This is a genomic window from Methanolobus sp., assembly GCF_030682845.1.
Taxonomy (GTDB): domain Archaea; phylum Halobacteriota; class Methanosarcinia; order Methanosarcinales; family Methanosarcinaceae; genus Methanolobus.
Genome location: NZ_JAUXNK010000046.1, coordinates 24,748 through 44,782, shown reverse-complemented (window position 1 = coordinate 44,782; position 20,035 = coordinate 24,748). Strand labels below are relative to the sequence as shown.

General features: G+C 48.6%; 16 protein-coding genes. 4 read left to right on the top strand and 12 right to left on the bottom strand.

The window, feature by feature from the left end:
* Positions 1-13: 13 nt before the first annotated feature.
* Positions 14-991, bottom strand: coding sequence for a DNA repair and recombination protein RadA (radA, locus tag Q8J68_RS05025; protein WP_305310443.1), 978 nt, complete (start codon positions 989-991; stop codon positions 14-16).
* Positions 992-1,157: 166 nt separating this feature from the next.
* Between radA and Q8J68_RS05020 the strand changes: the two genes are divergently transcribed.
* From Q8J68_RS05020 to Q8J68_RS05010, 3 genes are read left to right on the top strand one after another with little or no spacing between them, the layout of a single operon-like run.
* Positions 1,158-1,616, top strand: a complete 459-nt coding sequence (locus Q8J68_RS05020; RefSeq protein ID WP_305310442.1) for a phosphopantetheine adenylyltransferase — start codon at positions 1,158-1,160, stop codon at positions 1,614-1,616.
* A 47-nt stretch (positions 1,617-1,663) separates the two neighbouring features.
* On the top strand, positions 1,664-1,996 hold the full coding sequence (locus Q8J68_RS05015; RefSeq protein WP_305310441.1) for a hypothetical protein: 333 nt from the start codon (positions 1,664-1,666) through the stop codon (positions 1,994-1,996).
* Positions 1,993-2,838 carry a TIM barrel protein gene (locus tag Q8J68_RS05010; RefSeq protein WP_305310440.1) on the top strand — a complete coding sequence of 282 codons (846 nt, stop codon included), beginning with the start codon at positions 1,993-1,995 and terminating at the stop codon, positions 2,836-2,838. The genes Q8J68_RS05015 and Q8J68_RS05010 overlap by 4 nt, the downstream gene beginning before the upstream one ends.
* 10 nt (positions 2,839-2,848) lie before the next feature.
* On the opposite strand, the gene Q8J68_RS05005 is transcribed toward Q8J68_RS05010, so the two are convergent.
* The 10 genes from Q8J68_RS05005 to Q8J68_RS04960 all read right to left on the bottom strand — a co-directional run bounded on the left by Q8J68_RS05005 (position 2,849) and on the right by Q8J68_RS04960 (position 14,213).
* Positions 2,849-3,535 (bottom strand): sulfite exporter TauE/SafE family protein, encoded by a 687-nt coding sequence (locus Q8J68_RS05005; protein WP_305310439.1) that lies wholly within the window; start codon positions 3,533-3,535, stop codon positions 2,849-2,851.
* Positions 3,536-4,029: 494 nt separating this feature from the next.
* Complete coding sequence (locus Q8J68_RS05000) at positions 4,030-5,361, bottom strand: energy-coupling factor ABC transporter ATP-binding protein (RefSeq protein ID WP_305310438.1); 1,332 nt, start codon at positions 5,359-5,361, stop codon at positions 4,030-4,032.
* A 9-nt stretch (positions 5,362-5,370) separates the two neighbouring features.
* Complete coding sequence (cbiQ, locus tag Q8J68_RS04995; protein WP_305310437.1) at positions 5,371-6,153, bottom strand: cobalt ECF transporter T component CbiQ; 783 nt, start codon at positions 6,151-6,153, stop codon at positions 5,371-5,373.
* A 282-nt stretch (positions 6,154-6,435) separates the two neighbouring features.
* Positions 6,436-6,720 carry an energy-coupling factor ABC transporter substrate-binding protein gene (locus Q8J68_RS04990; protein ID WP_015053903.1) on the bottom strand — a complete coding sequence of 95 codons (285 nt, stop codon included), beginning with the start codon at positions 6,718-6,720 and terminating at the stop codon, positions 6,436-6,438.
* The gene (locus Q8J68_RS04985; RefSeq protein ID WP_305310436.1) at positions 6,717-7,409 is read right to left on the bottom strand and encodes an energy-coupling factor ABC transporter permease; all 693 of its coding nucleotides are present in this window, start codon (positions 7,407-7,409) and stop codon (positions 6,717-6,719) included. The genes Q8J68_RS04990 and Q8J68_RS04985 overlap by 4 nt, the downstream gene beginning before the upstream one ends.
* Before the next feature lie 272 nt (positions 7,410-7,681).
* Positions 7,682-8,263 carry a cobalt-precorrin-7 (C(5))-methyltransferase gene (locus tag Q8J68_RS04980; RefSeq protein ID WP_305310435.1) on the bottom strand — a complete coding sequence of 194 codons (582 nt, stop codon included), beginning with the start codon at positions 8,261-8,263 and terminating at the stop codon, positions 7,682-7,684.
* Entirely contained in the window at positions 8,260-9,276 is a 1,017-nt protein-coding gene (locus Q8J68_RS04975; RefSeq protein ID WP_305310434.1) for a cobalt-precorrin-5B (C(1))-methyltransferase, read from the bottom strand. Before Q8J68_RS04975 ends, Q8J68_RS04980 begins: the two co-directional genes overlap by 4 nt.
* Positions 9,277-9,319: 43 nt before the next feature.
* The gene (gene mutL / locus Q8J68_RS04970; RefSeq protein ID WP_305310433.1) at positions 9,320-11,191 is read right to left on the bottom strand and encodes a DNA mismatch repair endonuclease MutL; all 1,872 of its coding nucleotides are present in this window, start codon (positions 11,189-11,191) and stop codon (positions 9,320-9,322) included.
* A gap of 21 nt (positions 11,192-11,212) precedes the next feature.
* Positions 11,213-13,876: a DNA mismatch repair protein MutS gene (mutS, locus tag Q8J68_RS04965; protein WP_305310432.1), complete on the bottom strand. Its 2,664-nt coding sequence runs from the start codon at positions 13,874-13,876 to the stop codon at positions 11,213-11,215.
* Between the two features lie 91 nt (positions 13,877-13,967).
* Positions 13,968-14,213, bottom strand: a complete 246-nt coding sequence (locus Q8J68_RS04960; RefSeq protein WP_305310431.1) for a hypothetical protein — start codon at positions 14,211-14,213, stop codon at positions 13,968-13,970.
* 305 nt (positions 14,214-14,518) lie between these two features.
* Here Q8J68_RS04960 and Q8J68_RS04955 point away from each other — a divergent pair, with 305 nt between their 5' ends.
* A complete protein-coding gene (locus tag Q8J68_RS04955) occupies positions 14,519-15,334 on the top strand; it encodes an arsenic resistance protein (RefSeq protein WP_305310430.1) in 816 nt (271 codons plus the stop codon).
* A gap of 56 nt (positions 15,335-15,390) precedes the next feature.
* Here Q8J68_RS04955 and Q8J68_RS04950 read toward each other — a convergent pair whose 3' ends face one another.
* Positions 15,391-19,605, bottom strand: a complete 4,215-nt coding sequence (locus Q8J68_RS04950; RefSeq protein ID WP_305310429.1) for an alpha-2-macroglobulin family protein — start codon at positions 19,603-19,605, stop codon at positions 15,391-15,393.
* Between the last annotated feature and the right edge of the window lie 430 nt (positions 19,606-20,035).

Sequence of the window (20,035 nt, the reverse complement as noted above, 5' to 3'; positions counted from 1 at the left end):
AACATTTCCCTGATCATGGATCTCGCAATCCTGCAGTAGTGACGGAGATTATAGACTCGGCATCCGGAAGGTTAGGCGAGTCCACAAGCCGGACTATTCTCTTGTCCCCTTTGGATTTGCGCAGGTATAACCTGAAAGTGGCCGTATGACCCACAATATGCCCGCCAATTGGTTTTGTAGGATCACCGAAGAAAGCATCCGGTTTTGACATTACCTGGTTCGTCACAACAACACATGCGTTTAAAAGGTCCCCGAACCTTTGCAGCCCATGAAGGTGCTTGTTGAGTTTCTGCTGCCTGTCAGCAAGGGTGCCTCTGCCTATATACTCAGCCCTGAAATGGGCTGTCAGGGAGTCCACAATGAAAAGCCTTACAGGTTTTTCGGTGTTTTTGAGTTCATTAGCAAGTTCCATTGCTGAATCCACAAGCAATATCTGGTGGTTGGAATTGAAGGCACGGGCAACATGTATGTTCTTCAGGAACTCTGCATGGTCGTACTCCTGGCCATACTTTTCGGATAGCCCTTCCACCATCTGCTGGATTCTCTCCGGTCTGAAAGTGTTCTCAGTGTCGATGATGATCACAGAGCCGTTAAGGCCGCCCTGCTCCCGGGGAAGCTGTACATTGACTGCAAGCTGGTGTGCAACCTGGGTCTTCCCGGAGCCGAACTCACCGTACATCTCAGTTATCGATTGGGTCTCGATCCCGCCTCCCATCATCTCATTGAACTCCACACAGCCCGTGGAAAGTTTTCCCACGTGCTTCCTGCGTTCCATTACAACATCCCCGGTCTCAAAACCTCCGATATCCGCCGATTGCCGGGCAGCCAGGATGATCTTGGCGGCAGTGGATTCACCTATATCTGCTGCAGTTGCAAGTTCCGCAGGAGATGAAACAGCTATCGCTTCTACTGTCGTGAACCCTGCATCCATCAGTTTCTGTGCGGTTGCGGGACCAACATGGTCCAGTTCTTCTAATAACACTTCAGTCATTCTTGTTACTCCATAGGTGCACATGCTATCCATTTCGTGCACAATTGTGCTATTCTATAGCGACTGGAGTATATATACATAGACCAAGCATGGTGAAAGTATTCAATACTCAGGAGAGGTTCCTGCAACAAAAACCTTATCAAAGAAAATGATAATTAACATCCCGATGGCAAAAGTAGCGATCGGTGGTACTTTCGAATGCTTGCACGACGGGCACAGGGAACTTCTCAGGAAGGCATTCGAGCTTGCAGACAGCGGACAGGTAGACATAGGCCTGACATCAAATGCAATGGCAAACAAACGAAGTCGTAAGATACCGGACTATCCCTATCGCGAGTTACAACTCCTGAGATACATTAAGGAAATCCCGAAAAAAGCAGAGTACAGACTGATAGAACTCAATGACCCTTATGGCAAGACACTCGACGAAGACTATGATTATATTGTGGTTTCACCGGAAACACACCCGGTAGCACTTAAGATCAACAGCATCCGCAAAGATAAAGGCATGAAGCCTATAGAGATAGTCAGGATCGGATTCGTGCTTGCGCAGGACAGCGAACGTATCTCCTCGACCAGGATCGTCAGTGGAGAAATAGATATACATGGGCGCATCCTGCGCTGAGGTCAAAAGTACATAATTTTATTAACCTCCTTTTACAACTAATCTCCATGAGCAGAGAATTCTCGCAGATGGATAAACAGATATTTGACAAGCTGGCACCTGAAGCCGGCGGAAGTACAATGTCCAAGATGGGGCACAGTTACCCGTTCATCCTCAGACCTATATCCCACAAGATAGCACAGTCTGCGGAGGATTTCAGGGAAAGGCTGGAAAGGCTTGATGCCACCGAGATTGATTATCTCGTAGGGCTTGCCATGGAAGAGAAAGAAGATATCCGCTCCCTGGAAGAAGAAGATGTTGATTCGTTCATGGAACTTGTCAGGAACAAGCTCTCTCCCGAGAGGGAAAAGGAACTGAAGGCAAAACTCGGGTTCGCATGACCCAAAAAATGCCTCATGAATTACTTTTCGGGACAGCAGGCACACCCGGAGGCTCTCTTAAAGGCACAAGTGTCAGCGGGATCGAAAGGATAAGGGAACTGGGGCTTGGCTGCATGGAACTTGAGTTCGTCCGCGGAGTGAAAATGGGAGAGAAGGGTGCAAGAAGCGTTTTTGGAAGGGCAAATGAACTGGAAGTGGTCCTGAGCGCGCATGCACCATATTACATCAACCTTAACTCTGCCGAATCCGAGAAAATAGATGCCAGTATCGGAAGGATATATGCAGCCTCAAGGACAGGTAGCCTGTGCGGGGCAAGGAACATCGTATTCCATCCTGCATATTATCATGAAGACACCACGGAAAAAGTGCACGAGAGAGTTTCAACTCTTCTCAAAACACTGACAGCAAGACTTGAGGACGACAGCATACATGTTATCCTGCGGCCAGAAACTACCGGCAAACCTTCTCAATTCGGGTCCCTGAATGAAACACTGAGACTGAGCAGCGAGATAGAAGGAGTGCTGCCTTGCATTGATTTTGCACACCTGCATGCCAGGAGCAACGGAGCTGAGAACTCCGAAGAGGAATTCTGCCGTGTACTTGCAATGATTGAAGAAACACTCGGAAAAGAAGCCCTGTGCGATATGCACATGCATGTTTCGGGGATAGAGTACGGAGAAAAGGGGGAGAAGAACCACCTCAATCTGGAGGATTCAGACCTTCAATATGCAGAACTTATGAAGGCATTGAAAGACTTCAGGGTGAAAGGTCTTCTGATATGTGAAAGCCCGGACAATGAAGGCGACGCACTGCTGTTGAAAAGAACCTATGAGGGCATTTGAACACTCCTTTTCAGATATGTATACCCGGTGCCAGGTGTTCCAGTATCGGATGCAGCAGTGTCAGCACCCCTATGATAATTATGAATGAACCGCTGACCAGGGGAAGCTTGCTAATGCTCTTGCTGCTTACATAGCCCTCTATAAAACCCTTTCCTTTAACAAATACTATCGAGAGGAGAGTTATAGATATTGCCAGACCGGCGCTGAATACGAGCACATAGAAAAGACCTTTATATACCTGATCATTGGATATGCTGAAGAGCAATATCGCAAGCGCTGCCGGGCATGGTATCAGCCCTGTGGAAAGCCCTATTGCAATTACCCCTTTCCTTGTATCGATAGTGTGCTCATGGGGGTGATAGAATTTCCTTAATATCCATACTCCCACACCTATCAGTATGAGCCCACCGACCAGGCTCATGATATCGTGGGTCGGATCGACATTCAAGGCCTCGACCAGATAAATGGAAGCAACACCCAATGCCATTACTACAATGACATGAGAAATAACTATTGTAAGTCCAAGGAGAAGAGCATCTTTTAGATCTGCATCCGTACCCATGACAAAAACTGCCATGATCGATTTTCCATGACCTGGTTCGAGTGCATGTAATGCACCAAGGAGGAATGCAGAGAGAATTATCAAGAAGTTAAGATCCGAAGACAATACACTCATTCCCGGCGGCAATAATTCCATGATTTTTAATCCCCGTATGATACTACTATTTAACTCCAGAATCTTTTAGTATTACTTAATACTACATAGAAGGATATAAGCTATATAAGCGTTATGAGCAAGTATGTCCTAAGTACGTGCTAAAGTAGCACCAGATTATTCAGGGCTACGTAGGAATTGGACGAAACCAAGCAGATAAGATTGGTTTCTATATGCAATGCAGCCGCAATATGTATACGATGTTCACTCTTGTAGAGTCTTAAAAAAGAGAAGATACCACATGCAGGCTGCATTTATAAAACACAACGTTTATATAATTATAAAATAAGTTAATATCTGATGAAAGAAAAATACATAATTCTTTTATTTGCACTATATATTATGCTTGCTATTACATTTTTATTCAATGGATGACTTTTGCTCTGCGAGAGTATAACTGTAAAAATTACCGAATGGAGTATAGTCCCCGGATGCACAATCAAGAGAGGTATTTGCCTAGATCAGCAGATATTTCATTATAAATGATTTGTCTGCTTTTCCGTTACCTGATTAGCAACACTTACAGGAATATTTATTCCACTTTTTTCCATATAGCATTTTATCCGGTCCATGGCGTGGTCAACCATTCCACCGTGCGTCAGAATAAGACATCTTTGGCCTGACAGTGCATTAAGTATCGAACGGTCGATCACCCCGGAAGTAACATGAATGTAAAGGTCGTTTTCTTCCGCTATGAGTTTGCTTTTCTTGCCCATAGCACCCACGCATTCAATGCCGTCCCTTGAAATGATACGTATCAGTTCATCATGGGAATATCTGGAAGTGTCATAGATACCAATAGAGCCGGCCCTGAGAGCTTTTCTGTCCATCTCGACTATCGCAAGACCATCTTCGTGGATGTGCAGTACACGACAGTTAATGGCCTCATACATCGAATCCATAGCATATTCCCCGTAAAGTATCCCCAGGTTTATAGTATCCCCTTCCTTAACCTCGGGAGGGACATCGACCCACATCAGATGCTGAGGACGCAGGGTCTGCACCAGGTCGGGAATATCACGGGGGCAGCTTTTTATTTTCGCAAGACCTCTCTTTTTGATCTCCTCGTATATCTCCAGCGTAACAGGCCTCTTGAGATAAGCTGTCTTGAGATTCTCAGTCTGCCTGAATATTTCCTCAGGAACACCTTCACTGATTACCCTGCGGTTGTTCATAAGGAAGACATAATCTGCCCAGCTGTATGCAAGGTCGACATTATGGGTGGAGATCACGATTGTCTTGCCGAAATAATTTAGCTCATTTAGCAGGTCCATTACTTCATCAGCGCCCACAGGATCAAGGTTGGAAAGTGGCTCATCAAGAATGATAACTTCCGGGTCCATGGCGACTATGCCGGCAATTGCAACCCTCTTTTTCTGCCCTCCGCTGAGGTGGTGAGGAGGTTTGTTCCTGAGATGGGTCAGCCCCACATACTCCAGGGTGTCAGTGACTATCTTTTCGACCTTCTCTTTGGGATAACCCAGGTTAGTAGGTCCGAAAGCGACATCCTGGTAGATCGTGGGCGCAAATATCTGATCATCGGAATTCTGGAAAACAATACCTACATTCTTTCGTACTTCGCGCAGGGACTTTGAATCATATTTCAGGGGCTCCCCGTGATAGAGCACCTGGCCTTTCTGAGGGCGGTGGGTCCCGTTAAGGGCAAGGAAAAGCGTGGATTTGCCAGAGCCGTTGCGACCGACAAATGCTATTTTCTTTCCCTTTTCGATCTTTATATTGATATCCTCAAGAGCGAGGGTGCCATCAGGGTAAGAGTAACTGAGATCCTTTGTTTCCAGAACGACCATGTTTTTACCTCAGATAAAGGATATACCTCTTGTAAAATAGAAAACAGCCAGCACAAGCGTAAAATAACCGCATGTCAGCACGATCTCGAGTAGCCGGACTGGTCTTTTCTCATCAAGCATGGTCAGCTTCCCGTCATAGCACCTTGAGTTCATTGACACATATAGTTTTTCCCCCTGCTCCCATGACCTGATGAAAAGGTTAGTCGCAAGCATGGCCACAGACCGGAAGGATGTCCTGAAATCCTTATATCCCAGCCGGACAGTCTGAGCATACTTCACACCCATAGCCACCTCCAGGAAGACAAAGATATAGCGATACATCATCATCGATATCTCAATGAACGAGTCAGGAATTCTTGTCGCCTTTAGGACCGAGAACAGTTCTATCATAGGCGTGGTAAGGGACAGGAAGAGCAGGCAGGACATACCTCCCAGGGTCCGTGCAAGTACCAGCAGGGCCATATTGAGACCGGCAGAGCCCACACCAAGGGTAAAGCCCAGAACCTCAAAGGAAAATAACTTCTCCCCCTCTCCAAAGAAAAATGCTATTATTACAGCACTCACCATGACAAAACCTGCAGGTGCTGCCAGTATTCGGAAATATGGACCTGCAGGGACCTTGCCAAAATAAACTGTTGCGAAACTCATGCACACAGCTATTACAAGAGGGACAAATGGAGAGTTGGAGGAAACACCTGCAAGGATGCCAAATGCAACAACAGTTAATTTGAGCCAGTTGTTCCTGTACCTGAGAGGGCTCGATACGGCATAGTCATCCAGGATATGTGTCATTTTCCAAACCAGCTTAAAACTAACCAATAAATAGAACGGATCTTACCTGCTATTGTACAAATATAAAGAAAGGAAATACAGTACCTTCTAGATAAGCATTTCGTTATGAATCAACATCGATAAGAACTGTGATGTTTACAGGATATCAGGGAGCTCAAGAGATATTTGCATCGGACAAGTGGACATCTCCAGTGCCAGTATAGATCGAGCATGAAAATGAAAAAAGAGAAAGGAAAAAAAAGAAAAGAATTTGTGCCTTTCCCGGGGAAAGCACAACGTCATTCAATTCTTCTCGCCTTTTCCCTTATAGTAGCCAATCGTGTATCCGATCACAACAGCACCGAACGCGGCCTGAAGAGCAAAGAGCAGGCTTTCTGTCTCGCCTCCTGGTGGTTCAAAGCCAATGCCTCCGAACCACGGTTCATAGTCAGGATTCATCTCAGCTATCATGTCTGCAGCCTCACCATCCGCACCGCCGAATTCCGAATCAGGATTATTGGCTACACCATAGAAGAACTGTGCTGCAAAGAGTATCACGACTATGGCAACAAGGTATTCAAGCTTCATTCCATGGCCTCCCTTAGTTTTGTGGCTGCTGAAGAAGTGAGCACATTAAGGCCCACCAGCACATCGCCCTTGATCTGCACCACATATTTCATTATCAGTGCTGTCAGAGCTCCTTCCATGATAGCAAGAGGGACCTGGGTTGTTGCAAATACAAGGGCAAACATTTTGAATGATGCAAATACGCTGCCTTCGAAGGGAAAGGCTAAAGCAAGCTGTAAGGAGGTTACGACATACGTTACCCAGTTGGCAATTGCAGTGGCAAGGAATACGTTCAGGTAGAAATTCATACCTGCCTTTGATGCCATCTTATAGAATGCATAAGCAACAAAAGGACCTGCGATACCCATTGAGAACACGTTGGCGCCCAGAGTAGTCAGACCGCCATGTGCCAGGAACAGGGACTGATACAATAGCACGATCACACTTAGAACAGAAGTAACAGCCGGTCCGAAGAGGATAGCTGCCATTCCGGTACCGGTAGGATGTGAGGAACTGCCAGTCACAGAAGGAAGTTTCAGGGACGACATCACGAATATAAACGCACCTGCAACAGCAAGCAAAGGCACGATTTCACGTCTTTGGCTCACCAATTTGTTCATCTGATAGATACCATACATTATAACAGGAATGGAAACGGCAAACCATATCTGCCACCAGGGAGAGGGTAGAAAACCTTCAAATATATGCAACTAAGATCACCTTCCTTTTTATAACACCACTAAATCAAGTATAATTGAGTAGACGTATATCAGGTATTATGTTATGGTAAATAAACATAACGATAGAGATTGAAGTTAAGTTATGTTAGTGCTTATGCTAACAGCCGTCCGTGTTGAAATAACTTATATACTCACACATCTGTTGATAATAGACTGATATGAGAAAATTCAGCTAATACAGTCCTTCAAAACCGCACATATAATTATAAAACAGAGCTTAAAAAAAGTAACTTTACTTGATATTATCTGACAACCATCAAACAGTACACATCCGACTTGTTCAGAGGCGGCTCGCTCACAGTGCCAACCGCGGACCGTTCATCCGGGTAGCCAATATCCTCATAGATGCATATTTTCGCATCGATACCCATCTCTTTCAGAATCCCTGCGACTTCAGCCGGCCCGAAGTTGTCAGCAGGTAACAGGAAAATATTCTTTCCCAGAGACAGTTCACGGATGAGAGATTCTTTTGCCGGAGCCGGATCCCTGCCGTGAGCTGTTATCATGGCGAGATTTGACATCTCCACATGGAAGCGTGCGCATGACGCCTGTATTGATGAAACGCCGGTGACCACTCTATCATGTTCTCCTGCGAATTTTCCCAGCCCTGAGAACATGGGATCTCCGGTAGAGAGTACAACTGCATCCGCAGGCAAAAGATGCAGGTTCTTGAAACTCTTGATAGGGTGGGCTTCACACTTAATGTGATCCCTGGCAAGCTCTATGGCTCTTTCAGAACCATAGACCACAGCTGCGGCACTGATAACTTCTATTGCCTCCTGTGTCAGCATCTTCGGACCGACACCCACACCTACGATTATCATATTCCATCCCCGTTGTCCATGAGGACTGTTCCGTCGCGGTCAACAACGACGATGCGTGCTCCTTTGCCTTTCCCTATTGCCATCTCAAAGGCTTTCCTGAGCCGCTCGTTGCCGGGGTCAAGTTCAAGCATCTCAACAACGGTGGCAAACCCGCTGTCTTTGAGCATGTCAGGGTTTCCCCACTTCAGGACAAGACCTGGCAGGCCGCATATAACAACGTCCCCGGTTGCAGCCTCAAGAGCCTCATCGATACGGCTACCGGCAAGCACTACAGTATATTCCGGGAATAGCATGGTGGAATACCTGATGCCTATCCTGCCGGTGGTAAGTACCACTTTATCGGACTCCCTTATCAGGTCCCCTTTCATCTCTCCAAGATGGTCGTTCCAGGGCTCCACAAAACCGGTGGTCCCGAGGATTGATATGCCATCAACGATACCTATTCGATTGTTGAGAGTCTGCTTCGCGATTTCCTTTCCCTGCGGGAGATAGATGGTAACTTCAGCACCCCTGAGGTTCAGCTCTTCCACAGCCTCTGTTATGGAGGCAACTATTTGCTCCATGGGCCGCGGATTGATGGCAGGGTGCCCTTTCTTGGATTCAAGCCCGCTGCGTGTGACGATACCGACACCCTGGCCGGCATTCACCACAATGCCATCGGTTTCCTTGGCGTCGGCAGCGAATTCAAGCCCGCGGGTGATATCAGATTCATGATCGTTATTGATCTTGACTGCAACAGCATGCCCCTTGCTTGCTTTGACATCGAGTTTGGCCCGCAAACCTACCGGAGTGGGCACGGATACATGTGTCACATCCGCTCCAAGTGAGAGCACCGCAGCCTTTGCGGCAATTGCAGCCGTTGTCCCGGTAGTATAACCTCTCCTTAACACCGAGCCATTGCTAAGTACAACCAGCATTCCGCTCCTTATGCCTTCTTCCAGTTCCTTGCGGGGCATTTGCGAGCGTTCAAGCCATTCTTCTGGGATCTTGGATTTGTTTACCGGGTCGATCATCTCAGGTCAATTGTAGTTCATACTTTTAAAATTTACCGACAAGTCATGTCCTTCCAAACATCTTACCCAGCTCCTCCTTTGTGAAGGATACCATCGTAGGCCTTCCATGCGGACATGTATATGGATTGTCGCATAACATCAGTTGCCTCAAAAGCCCGAGCATCTGCTCCTGGGTGCACACCGCGCCTGCTTTTATCGCCGCCCTGCAGGCCATGGTGCTGCACAGGCGGTCATACACCTGTGTGTCCTCTTTGATCCTCCCGCCTGATACCAGGTCCGAGATGATATCGTGAACGATTTCCGGCTCCTCCAGCCTGCCAAAAATACTTGGCACTGTCGTGACCACATAGCTGCCGGGCCCGAACTCGGATATGGAAAAGCCGATCTGCTCCAGAAAAGGTATGTAATCCTCTATAATGGCCATTTCCTTTGTACTGAGCTCAAGGGTCACAGGAGTGATAAGCTCCTGCCAGCCCATGTCCCGCATTTTCAGGACCTGCTCGTACATGATACGCTCGTGGGCTGCGTGCTGGTCCACCAGCACAAGTTTCCCTTCTGTTTCTGTTATTATGTAAAGATCGAAGAACTGCCCAAGCACCTTCACATCCGGGACCTCACCTTTCCTCACAGGAGGTACATGCTGCGCCTGAAGCCTCTCACTCTTCATCAGTCGCTTCTGGGTATCCTTCATGGGATACCGGTAAGGCTGGCTGTTCTCTTTAATAAGAGCAGGCTCTTCCTGATGCGGTTCCTGCCTGTACCCTTCAGTGCGCTGTTCACGGGCTTCCGGATAATAATCCCCAACCTCTTCCTTTTCCATCGGAAGTCCCGCTGGCTCCGGATCATATATCTTTGACTGGAGGGTGCTCTCCTTCGTCACCCTGAGCTCAGGGATGAGGTCTGCTGTGCTGAGAGCCTGTTCAACTGCCGCGATAATAGCAGATTCGATCTCCTTTTCATGACTCAGCCGAACTTCTCTCTTTGTAGGGTGTACATTAACATCAACGCTGGCGGGGTCGATATCAAACTTAAGGAAGGCAGCCGGGTAGCGCCCTTTGGGAAGGAGCGTATAGTAACCCAGCCTCACAGCATTACTTATAACCCTTGAATAAATACTCCTGCCATTGATGAAGAAAGCCTGCAGGTCCGTTCCGCTTCTGGTAAGTTCGGGTTTTGATATGTATCCGGATATGGATACAAACTCTGACTGTAGTTCCACTGGAACTAATGAGCGCGCAACATCTGCACCGTAAAGATGCACTATGCTGCCAAAAAGGTCTCCTGAGCTCGGGGACCTCATGATTACCTTGCCATCGCTTAAAAGCGTGAAAGATATTTCCGGATGCGCTACTGCATGCCTGGTGACCACGTCAGTTATATTGGCAAGTTCGGTGCGCAGGCTCTTCAGGTACTTTTTCCGCGCCGGAGTGCTGTAAAAGAGGTCGGTCACGGATATAGAGGTCCCCACGACCGAACCTGCCGAAGAGATGCTTTTGATACCGCTGCTGTCCACGATAACCTTCGTGCCAGAGATGTCGCTTTCCTGCCTTGTGACGAGTTCGACCTTCGAGACCGAGGCTATGGATGCGAGCGCTTCCCCCCTGAATCCCAGAGTAAGGACACGGTCAAGGTCCTCGATACTGCTTATCTTGCTAGTGGCGTGCTTGGTGAAAGCCAGAGAGGCATCCTGATGACTCATTCCCGAACCATTGTCAGCAACAAGTATGCTTTTCGTGCCAGACCCCTTTATTTCCACTCGAATATCGCTTGCATAGGCGTCAATTGAGTTGTCGATAAGCTCCTTTACCACGGATGCAGGGCGCTCGATGACTTCTCCTGCAGCTATTTTATTTATCGTGGACTCGTCCAGCACATGTATCCTGGAACCCTTCAAATCACACGCTTTGTCCGTCATTTTCTTCCCTTCATTTCTCACTCACTTGCTACTTTTCCCTGAGAGCCGACTCTTCATCTGGCTCAACTTATTGAGCGCCTCAAGAGGTGTGAGTGAGTTCACATCCAGCTCCCTCAGTTCCTCCACAACAGGATGTGGTTTGCTTTCCTTTTCAGAGGCATCCTGGTCAAAGAGTATCAGCTGGGTGTACTTCGCATTGTTGCGATGCTTCCTGCCTGCCTTGGCATCGTTCATGCTGATGGCGCTCTCGTTCTCGATATCCTCCAGTATTTCCCTGGCCCTCTTGGTTACGCTGAGGGGGACACCGGCAATCCTTGCCACGTGGATACCATAACTCTTGTCTGTGGCACCTGGCACGATCTTCCTGAGGAAGACCAGATCGTCACCTTCCTCTTTTACTGCGATGTGGAAGTTCTTCACCCTTTTCAGGTTACCTGCAATCTCAGTGAGCTGGTGGTAGTGGGTGGCAAAGAGCGACCTCACGCCGACACGGCCCTTGTTATGGATATACTCCACCACGGCCTTTGCTATGCTGTAACCATCGTAGGTGCTGGTACCCCTGCCGATCTCATCCAGCAGCACCAGGCTTCTGGGTGTGGCATTGTTCAGGATATTGGCAAGCTCCACCATCTCCACCATGAAAGTGCTCTGCCCGCTGGCAAGGTCGTCAAAGGCTCCGACCCTTGTGAACACCCTGTCAACTATGCCAATGGATGCATGTGAAACAGGCACAAATGAGCCTGCCTGCGCCATGATGACTATCATCGCTATCTGGCGCATATAAGTGGACTTACCGGCCATGTTCGGGCCTGTGATAAGCATGAACTGGTTGTTCTGGCAATCCATGTCAGTATCGTTGGGAACGAAACCACCCCGGACAGCGCTCTCCACCACAGGGTGCCTTCCGTCCCTGATAAGCAATTTGCAGTCGTTCGTGATGCCCGGCCTGATGTAATTGTTATTTGCAGCCACTTCCGCAAAATTGGCGAGCACATCCAGCATACCTAGGGTTGCAGCAGTGTCCTGCAATTGTTTTGAATGAGAAGCCACCACTGCGTTAACCTCGCACAGCAATTCGTATTCAAGAGCAACCATCTTCTCGTCAGCAGAAAGAATGTCACTCTCCCGCTCCTTAAGTTGGGGTGTATAGAACCTCTCTGCATTGGTCATGGTCTGCTTGCGTATGTAATCGTCCGGAACCTGGGCGATATTGGCTTTGGTGATCTCCAGGTAATAACCGAATACCTTGTTATAACCCACCTTCAACGACTTGATGCCGGTCCTGTCACGCTCTTTCTGCTGGAATTCCGCTATCCAGTGCTTGCCGCTCTTTGACAGACCCCTAAGCTCATCCAGCCTCTCATTATAGCCGGACTTTATCATTCCGCCATCCCTGACACTCACCGGTGGCTCATCCACTATTGCCCTGCCTATCAGTTCCGTAAGCTCTCCCAGTTCTTTGAAGGAAGAGAGCTGTGAAACAATATCATCCAGAAGTTCGGATTTCCCGCATCCTCTCATTGAATCTACTATTTGCGGCACGGCCTCCATGGACCGCCTCAGCGCAACCAGGTCCCTTGCATTGGAATTGCCATACAGCACTCTTCCCACGAGTCTCTCCATGTCCTTCACATAAGACAGGTGTGACCTGAGATCAAACCTCACAAGAGTATTACCAAGAAGCTGTGAAACTGCATCCAGCCGGTAATTGATATCATCAACGGATACAAGAGGCTTGAGCAGCCATTTCTGCAACACCCTGCCACCCATAGGTGTCCTTGTCGAGTCAAGCACGTTCAGCAGGGTGGAGTCGCTGCCTTCACCCCTGACATTCTTTACTATCTCCAGATTGCGCAGGGTGATGGCATCCAGCACCATGAACTCCGAATCAAAATAGGTTTTGAGATGCTGTACCTGTGATAGCTCCCTCATCTGCGTGTCTATGGCATACTGAAGAGCTGCGCCCGCGGAACTTACAGCAAATGAAAGCCTGCTGCATCCCATACCTTCAAGTGTGGAAACTTTGAAATGTTCCCTGAGCACCTTCTCAGCAGAGTCATGAACGAAAGCGTCTTCTTCGTATTTGTGAATGATTATCTTCAGTTCCCTGATGCGCTCCACCAGTTTCTCATCGGCAAGCATGGCAGCCGGCATGATGCACTCAGAGGGACCCATGCGTGCAGCTTCGCTTGCTATCCTGTCATAGGGCGAACTGTCTGCAAGCTGGGTAGTCAGGAACTCACCTGTAGAGATGTCCAGGAACGCGATACCGAAATCCTTTCCTTCCCCGTACAGCGCCATAAGGTAGTTATTCGAGGCATCCGGAAACATAGAAGGGTCCATGGCAGTACCAGGCGTGACAACGCGTACGACACCTCTTTTCACGACACCCTTAGCCAGTTTAGGGTCTTCGAGTTGCTCACATATTGCGACCTTGTAGCCTTTTTTTATAAGCCGGGGCAGGTAATTGTCAATAGCATGATAAGGAATTCCCGCAAGTGGCATGTCCTTTCCATCCTTGTCCCTTCCCCTGGTAGTGAGAGTTATCTCCAGCTCTCTTGCAATGGTCTTTGCATCCTCGCCGAAAGATTCATAGAAATCCCCCATCCTGAAAAATATAAGGGCATCCCCATGCTCCTCCTTGGCTGAGTAAAACTGCTGCATGGCAGGCGTTATCTGGTTCATGGTGATCTGTTGAATGGTTTGTTTCCCAAATTATCTGGCTGTTACTATTTTTGTGTTTGCATTGGGGACAGACACCATGCTCCAAATATTTTTATGTATTTAGGTCAGACCCTGTCCCAAACTGGAACTTAGCCTTGTTCCTTTTCATGATACTTACAAAATGCAGCATCACAGGTACCTCCACCAGCACGCCTACAACCGTTGCCAGTGTAGCCCCCGAATCTATGCCGAACAATATCAGGGCCACTGCCACCGCCAGTTCGAAGAAGTTGCTGGCACCAATGAATGTAGAAGGTGCAGCTTCCTGGTAGAGTATCCTGAGCTTCCTGGCTCCCATGTATCCAATGAAGAATTAAAGTATGTATGGAGTATCAAAGGTATGGCTATTAGCAGGATGTGCAGCGGATAATTGATTATCTTATCACCCTGGAATATGAAGATCAGCACAAGCGTGTCAACAGACCCGCAGGTGTCACCCATTCTGTTGTAAGACAATTAATCAAGGACAGCAGAAGCTATTTAAAACTGGGAAGGATTAAAGAAAATAGATACTTTGGTCGTAAGATATCAAATATTCTAATAACAGGGTGTAATTAATGGCCTCTATTGAAAAATACCAATCTTTCATCATATTAGCGTCTGTTGTTACAGAATTCCTTCAGGAACTGGAAATTTGCAGGTGTCAGCGGGAGCATTAATTTCATATTCAATCCTCTGCTGGCCTTTGCCCTCGGGTTCCTGTTCTTAAGGGATACACCCGCCTTATGGATTGGCTTTATCATGCTGATGGTTACACCCTGTACTGACTGGTACCTTCTTTTTACAGGTATTGCACGCGGTAATGTATCACTTTCCGCATCCATCTTACCTATGAACCTTATCCTGCAGCTGGCGTTGCTACCATTATACCTGTTTATCTTCGCAGGGACCATTGCAAGCATCGATTCCTCCCTGCTGGTTGAAAGTGTGATCCTTGTGCTCTTTATCCCTTTTATTCTGTCTCTGGTCTCAAAAGTTGTCTTGCCAAAAGCAAAGGGAGAATACTGGCTTGAAGAAAAGGTTTTCCCGAAACTGGATCATGTGCAGTTCTCTTTTCTGAACCTTGCGATCATATCCATGTTCGCTTCGCAGGGAGAATACCTGGTCCAGAATCCCCTGATATTGCTCAAGCTCATAACTCCCGTGTTGCTCTTCTTTGTAATAGTGTTCATTGTAGGTCAAATAGTTGGAAGATATCTTCGTTTTTCCTACCAGGACACTGCCAGCCTGAACCTCACAACTCTTGCACGCAACTCCCCGATAGTGCTTGCAATCGCACTCACGGCCTTTCCGGAGGAGCCGCTGATAGCATTGGCACTGGTCATAGGTCCTTTGATAGAGTTGCCTGTGCTGGGAATCATATCCCATACCCTGCTGTGGATCAGGAAAGGATGGGTATGCGACGATGAAACTTATTGAGAAATAGTGCTGTTAATAAATTTGTAGGAGAAGGGATTTCCCCCTCTTCTTATCATTCACCCCACGGTCATATCCATCCCACTTGCCTCTGCACTCACCTGCGGGTTGTAGTACGAATACGCCCTGCTCTCCTGTGCGATAGCCTTCACCGGGAACAATGCCTTCATCCGGATGCTGAAATTTATTTCCTCGCCCGGCTGCATGTCATCGATGTAGAGTATCACTTTGCGGCCTGCGACTTCATAGCGGGTTATCACGCCTTCGTCCTTAAGGGCCGTGAGGCTTGATGTCACAGGAGTGAAGCCTGTGGGAACTGCGATGTCAACGACCATCATTCCGCTGGATGTCTCCCGGCCGTCGATGCCTCGTATGCCGTTGTACTTCACACGGGTCTGCACATTCACGATATCATTCACAGCTACATTTGTGGAGTCGTACTTCACATCAAGTTCGATCTCTTTCTGCGGTGTGACTTCCGGCAGTATCACATTGAAACGCCTCACCAGCTGGTAACTCAGCTCGCCTGTGCCCTCCATTTCGAGCCTGACCTGTGAAGCATTCTCAGGGATCCCGACGATCTGCACTACATCGAAGTTCCGGGAGTTCACATCTATCGACCTGACAGTAGTGTTGTCTGCAATGACCTTTACCGTTGCATCGACATCCCTGCCTGCTGATGTCGCGGCACTCATTAAGGCCCTGAAGGCCATGACAGTATCCTGGGTACTGGAAAAGCCACCGTTGGAATTGCGCTGTGCGGATATCCATTTCAGTGAAGAACTGGCTACCGGGTTCCTTGCATCTATCAGAGCAAGGGTGGCGTAGGCTGTGGTCTCGACATTCTTGCTGGACGGCACCATGAAATCATAACCGCGATGCTGGTATGGCATTGACACTGGTCCATCGCCATAACCCCAGTATGTACCATGGTCGTCCTGTTTTGAGATGGCGAGCAGGTCATTCAGGGCTTTATCCGCAAGCGGGCTGTCTAACTTCTGCAGAGCCAGAGTACCGATGGCAAGAGCATAGGGGTCTTTCTGGCCTGCAAGGTTGTCCTCTAGATACTTACGGGCATCGGCCATCACTGCCGGATTGGCTGAGCCATAATCATCAAGCGCCAGGGTGACATAGGCTGTCAGTGCATAGGTGCCACTGACCCCACCCATCATATCCTGGTGTATCACAAAACCCACTGGCTCCCAGGAACCGTCGGCCAGCTGATGAGATTCTATCCAGCCATCTGAGTCTGCAAGAATACCTTCATCGATGGTAGTAAGGTCCCTTGCCCCGCTGAACTGGGAAAGCACGAATGCCGTCAGCCAGAGACTGCCTTCAGGGTCGCTTTCACCGAAAGCGGAGAAGGAGCCATCACTGTGCCTGTAGGTCAGCTGCCGCTGGTAGCCTGTGACTATGTACATCTCTGCCTTGGCTTTGAGTCCGGGGTTGTCCTGTCCTGTGGCCTCAAGGTAGCGGAGCACTTCAACATCAGTGGAAAAGAGCATCATATTCTGTTCCCCGCATCCATAGGGCATACCCAGCAAGTTGTCAACACCGTTGATGGTCTGGGCCACTATGCTCGGACTGAAGCTCACGAGCACCTTTCCTGAATCCGGTACTATTCCTTCAGGAAGAGTAACATCCAGCATCACAGAACCATTCTTGAAGATACCGTTTTCCACAAGCTCCCTCGTGGCACCTTCGGGCTCAACGATAATATCCTTCCTGACAGCATCTGCCTTCTCTGTGGTCTGGCCCGTTATCTCGATAATCTTCCTCCCAGCCTCGGTGGGCCGGATAGTGAAACTTGCATAACCGACACTGTTGGCCTCAACTGTCACTTCCTGAACATCATCACCTACTATATCGAACCATTCGGCGTCCGAGAGAGTAAGCCTCACATTCTGCTCCCTGTCAAGGTAATTATAGACCTGTATCTGCACCGGGAACTCCTCACCCCGGATAACCGAATACGGCAGGTCAGGGTCGATGAAGAAGTCCTGGAACACTCTCAGCTTTGCCTCTGAAATACCTATGCCTTCAGGACCCGAGGAAACTGCATGCACTCTCCATGTAGTGATACTGTCAGGCGCCGTCAGTTCAATACTGGCACGTCCTTCCTCATCGGTAAGCATGTCAGGCATCCACACCCATGTCTCGGGGAAGAACTGGCGCACCCTTTGGACTTCAGTAAGGGAAGCGCCTGAACCTGTATCTTCTGCAGCAGCTTCATCAAGAACTATGCCTCCATCCATGGGAGCTTCCATCATAGGGGCTTCCATCTCAACTGCCATGGCTTTATCCATGTCAACAAAAAAACCTGCAAAATTACCTGCCTCCCACCCGGCGCTGTTCTGAGATTTGGGGACACTGATTCCGGGGGATGCCATCACTGTCACACCGGCATTTTCCAGCATCTCATAGGCACCCTCACGGTACCAGTAGGGATGGGATTCCACCTGGGGTACCATGAAGCGCTTTTCGAGTTCATCAAATACCTGCTTCAGGTTGAGCCTGCCTTCACTCAGTGCATATACCGACTCATCAACGATAGAAAAGCCTATCATTGACCTGCTTCCTGCATCAAAGTCAACGCTCACGTTTTTCCCCGGCTCCACGGACTCGCTGTCAAAAGAGCTTTTCAGGTCCAGTTGTGCAGAGAACTGCACGTCAAAGGGCAGCAAATCCACGGAAACCTCGCTGTTGGGGTTGATCATGTAAGCCACGACCTTTGCCTGCGGGCTCATCTGCATTGTCACAGGTATATTGATATCCTGTTCCTTGCTGGTTCCTGAATACACAGTCCTGCCGTTAGCGAACACATCATAGAACACAGTTCCCGGATTGGTTGAATACACCCTGAAGGTGATGACATCCCCTACTTCCGGGATACCGTCACTGACCTGGCTTACATGGATGAAACTTGCACTTGGGGAATAAACCGCGTTCAATTCCTTGTATGCATATGCATTGTCTGCGTCTGCGTTGAGATAGCACTGCATTGCGGACTCAGGCACATCGTATGTAAGGAGCGCAACACCGTTTTTGGTAGATACGGTTTGCTGGTCTGCAGTATCGCGATAGGAATCGTCCCTGAAAGTCATATCAACGGTTACCTGAGTGTCCACCGGCTTTCCTCCAGGGTCCTTCGTCACCACAAGCACCTGCAATGGCATACCTGGCTTGATGTAATCTGATTCGGGAATGATCTGGAGCAACAGGGGAGACCCGGCTATGGTCAGCAGCTTGTTGCTGATCTCGCTATGGTTGCCCGTGTCCGTGACAGTCACGTTGAGCATCAGGCTTGCCTGCCCGCCTGCACCGTAAGTGCCCGCAGCATACCCCACTGCGGGAAGTTCGAAATCCACGGAGCCGTTGCTGAGCTTTGCATTATATGTGGCATACTGCTCCCACTCACCTACATATCGGGAAGCTTCCACAAGCACTTCCCCTTCCACATCCTTGCCGAAGAAGTATGAAGAGGATACAGTGCCTGTAATCTTATCCGACACAAGGAACCATTCCTGCGGAGTGGTTACAGTGACATCGAACTTCGGAAGCACATACTTGTCAACCTGAACATCCACATTAGATATTGAATCTCCGGCACTTGCCTTTATCTTCCAGGTGCCCAGGTTAAGCTCTGAGGCCAGGGGCAGGTCAAAGGAGGCAACTCCGTATTCGTTCGAGCTCATTTCCTCCTTGAACACTTTGATGCCCTTTGCATCCGTTATCTCGACCAGGATGTCCTGTTCCACAGGCACCAGATTGTTGTTGAGGGACAGTATCCTGCCGTGGATGGCCTGTCCCGGTTTGTAGATAGGTTTGTCGGTTTCGATGAAGAGCGGGTTGTTCCTTACCACTTCCACCGTGGCGGTGAAATTGCGCTCATAGCCCGCCGGCCTTGCTGTGAGCACATAGCGCCCCTCCTTCACATCAGGCACTTCAAAGGAAGCTACGGAGTTTCCTGCACCCGTGGTGGATGCGGTGACAAGCGGGACCTCATTGTTATCCTCATCCACAAGGGTATATTCGATGCAGCGGCTGACTGGCTGGCCATTCTCAAAGGCCGCCATGGTTATGGAGCTCTCACCGCCGGAGAAGAGCACTTTGGGAGCGAGTATGAAGAACTCATCACCTGCGTCTGCAAGCTGGCCGGTGCACGGACCGGCGAGGTTGGAGGAGAGTTCGCTTTGGTTAGCTATACACCCTGAGAAAAGGGAGAATAATATCAGTATGCAAAGTAACTGGGACTTAAGTCTGGTTCCTTTCATTTTTAGTATCATTTTTCTACCACACCCGACATTATATCAGGAATATTGTTTATGATAGAAAGAATGGAACAGGACGGTATATACTTTGCTTAAACTTCAAGGATGTCTGAAGTTATAAAAGACAATGCACATCTAATCTGGAATTAAAAAGAGTTGTACGTTTTTAAAACTAAGTATTTTAGGGCTGCCACTCCCCCACCAGCCTCTTCGTGATCTCCGCCACGTGCCTACCCTGGAAACGCGCTATCGCCAGCTCATTCTCGCTCGGGAGCCGTGTGTCCGGGCCGCTGCCTGCAATGGTTGAGGCCCCGTAAGGACTGCCACCTGTGATCTCAGAAAGTGTGGACTGCCTTTTTTCTGAATAGGGTACTGGGAATGCTTATCCTTGTAATGGCGATCACTGCAAAAGGTTTCCAGTGGTACCTCTTCA

Bases quoted from the DNA above. Each gene is read 5' to 3' on its own strand.
- radA (WP_305310443.1), bottom strand. From the start codon at position 991: ATGACTGAAGTGTTATTAGAAGAACTGGACCATGTTGGTCCCGCAACC.
- Q8J68_RS05020 (WP_305310442.1), top strand. From the start codon at position 1,158: ATGGCAAAAGTAGCGATCGGTGGTACTTTCGAATGCTTGCACGACGGG.
- Q8J68_RS05015 (WP_305310441.1), top strand. From the start codon at position 1,664: ATGAGCAGAGAATTCTCGCAGATGGATAAACAGATATTTGACAAGCTG.
- Q8J68_RS05010 (WP_305310440.1), top strand. From the start codon at position 1,993: ATGACCCAAAAAATGCCTCATGAATTACTTTTCGGGACAGCAGGCACA.
- Q8J68_RS05005 (WP_305310439.1), bottom strand. From the start codon at position 3,535: ATGGAATTATTGCCGCCGGGAATGAGTGTATTGTCTTCGGATCTTAAC.
- Q8J68_RS05000 (WP_305310438.1), bottom strand. From the start codon at position 5,361: ATGGTCGTTCTGGAAACAAAGGATCTCAGTTACTCTTACCCTGATGGC.
- cbiQ (WP_305310437.1), bottom strand. From the start codon at position 6,153: ATGACACATATCCTGGATGACTATGCCGTATCGAGCCCTCTCAGGTAC.
- Q8J68_RS04990 (WP_015053903.1), bottom strand. From the start codon at position 6,720: ATGAAGCTTGAATACCTTGTTGCCATAGTCGTGATACTCTTTGCAGCA.
- Q8J68_RS04980 (WP_305310435.1), bottom strand. From the start codon at position 8,263: ATGATAATCGTAGGTGTGGGTGTCGGTCCGAAGATGCTGACACAGGAG.
- Q8J68_RS04975 (WP_305310434.1), bottom strand. From the start codon at position 9,276: ATGATCGACCCGGTAAACAAATCCAAGATCCCAGAAGAATGGCTTGAA.
- mutL (WP_305310433.1), bottom strand. From the start codon at position 11,191: ATGACGGACAAAGCGTGTGATTTGAAGGGTTCCAGGATACATGTGCTG.
- mutS (WP_305310432.1), bottom strand. From the start codon at position 13,876: ATGAACCAGATAACGCCTGCCATGCAGCAGTTTTACTCAGCCAAGGAG.
- Q8J68_RS04960 (WP_305310431.1), bottom strand. From the start codon at position 14,213: ATGGGAGCCAGGAAGCTCAGGATACTCTACCAGGAAGCTGCACCTTCT.
- Q8J68_RS04950 (WP_305310429.1), bottom strand. From the start codon at position 19,605: ATGAAAGGAACCAGACTTAAGTCCCAGTTACTTTGCATACTGATATTA.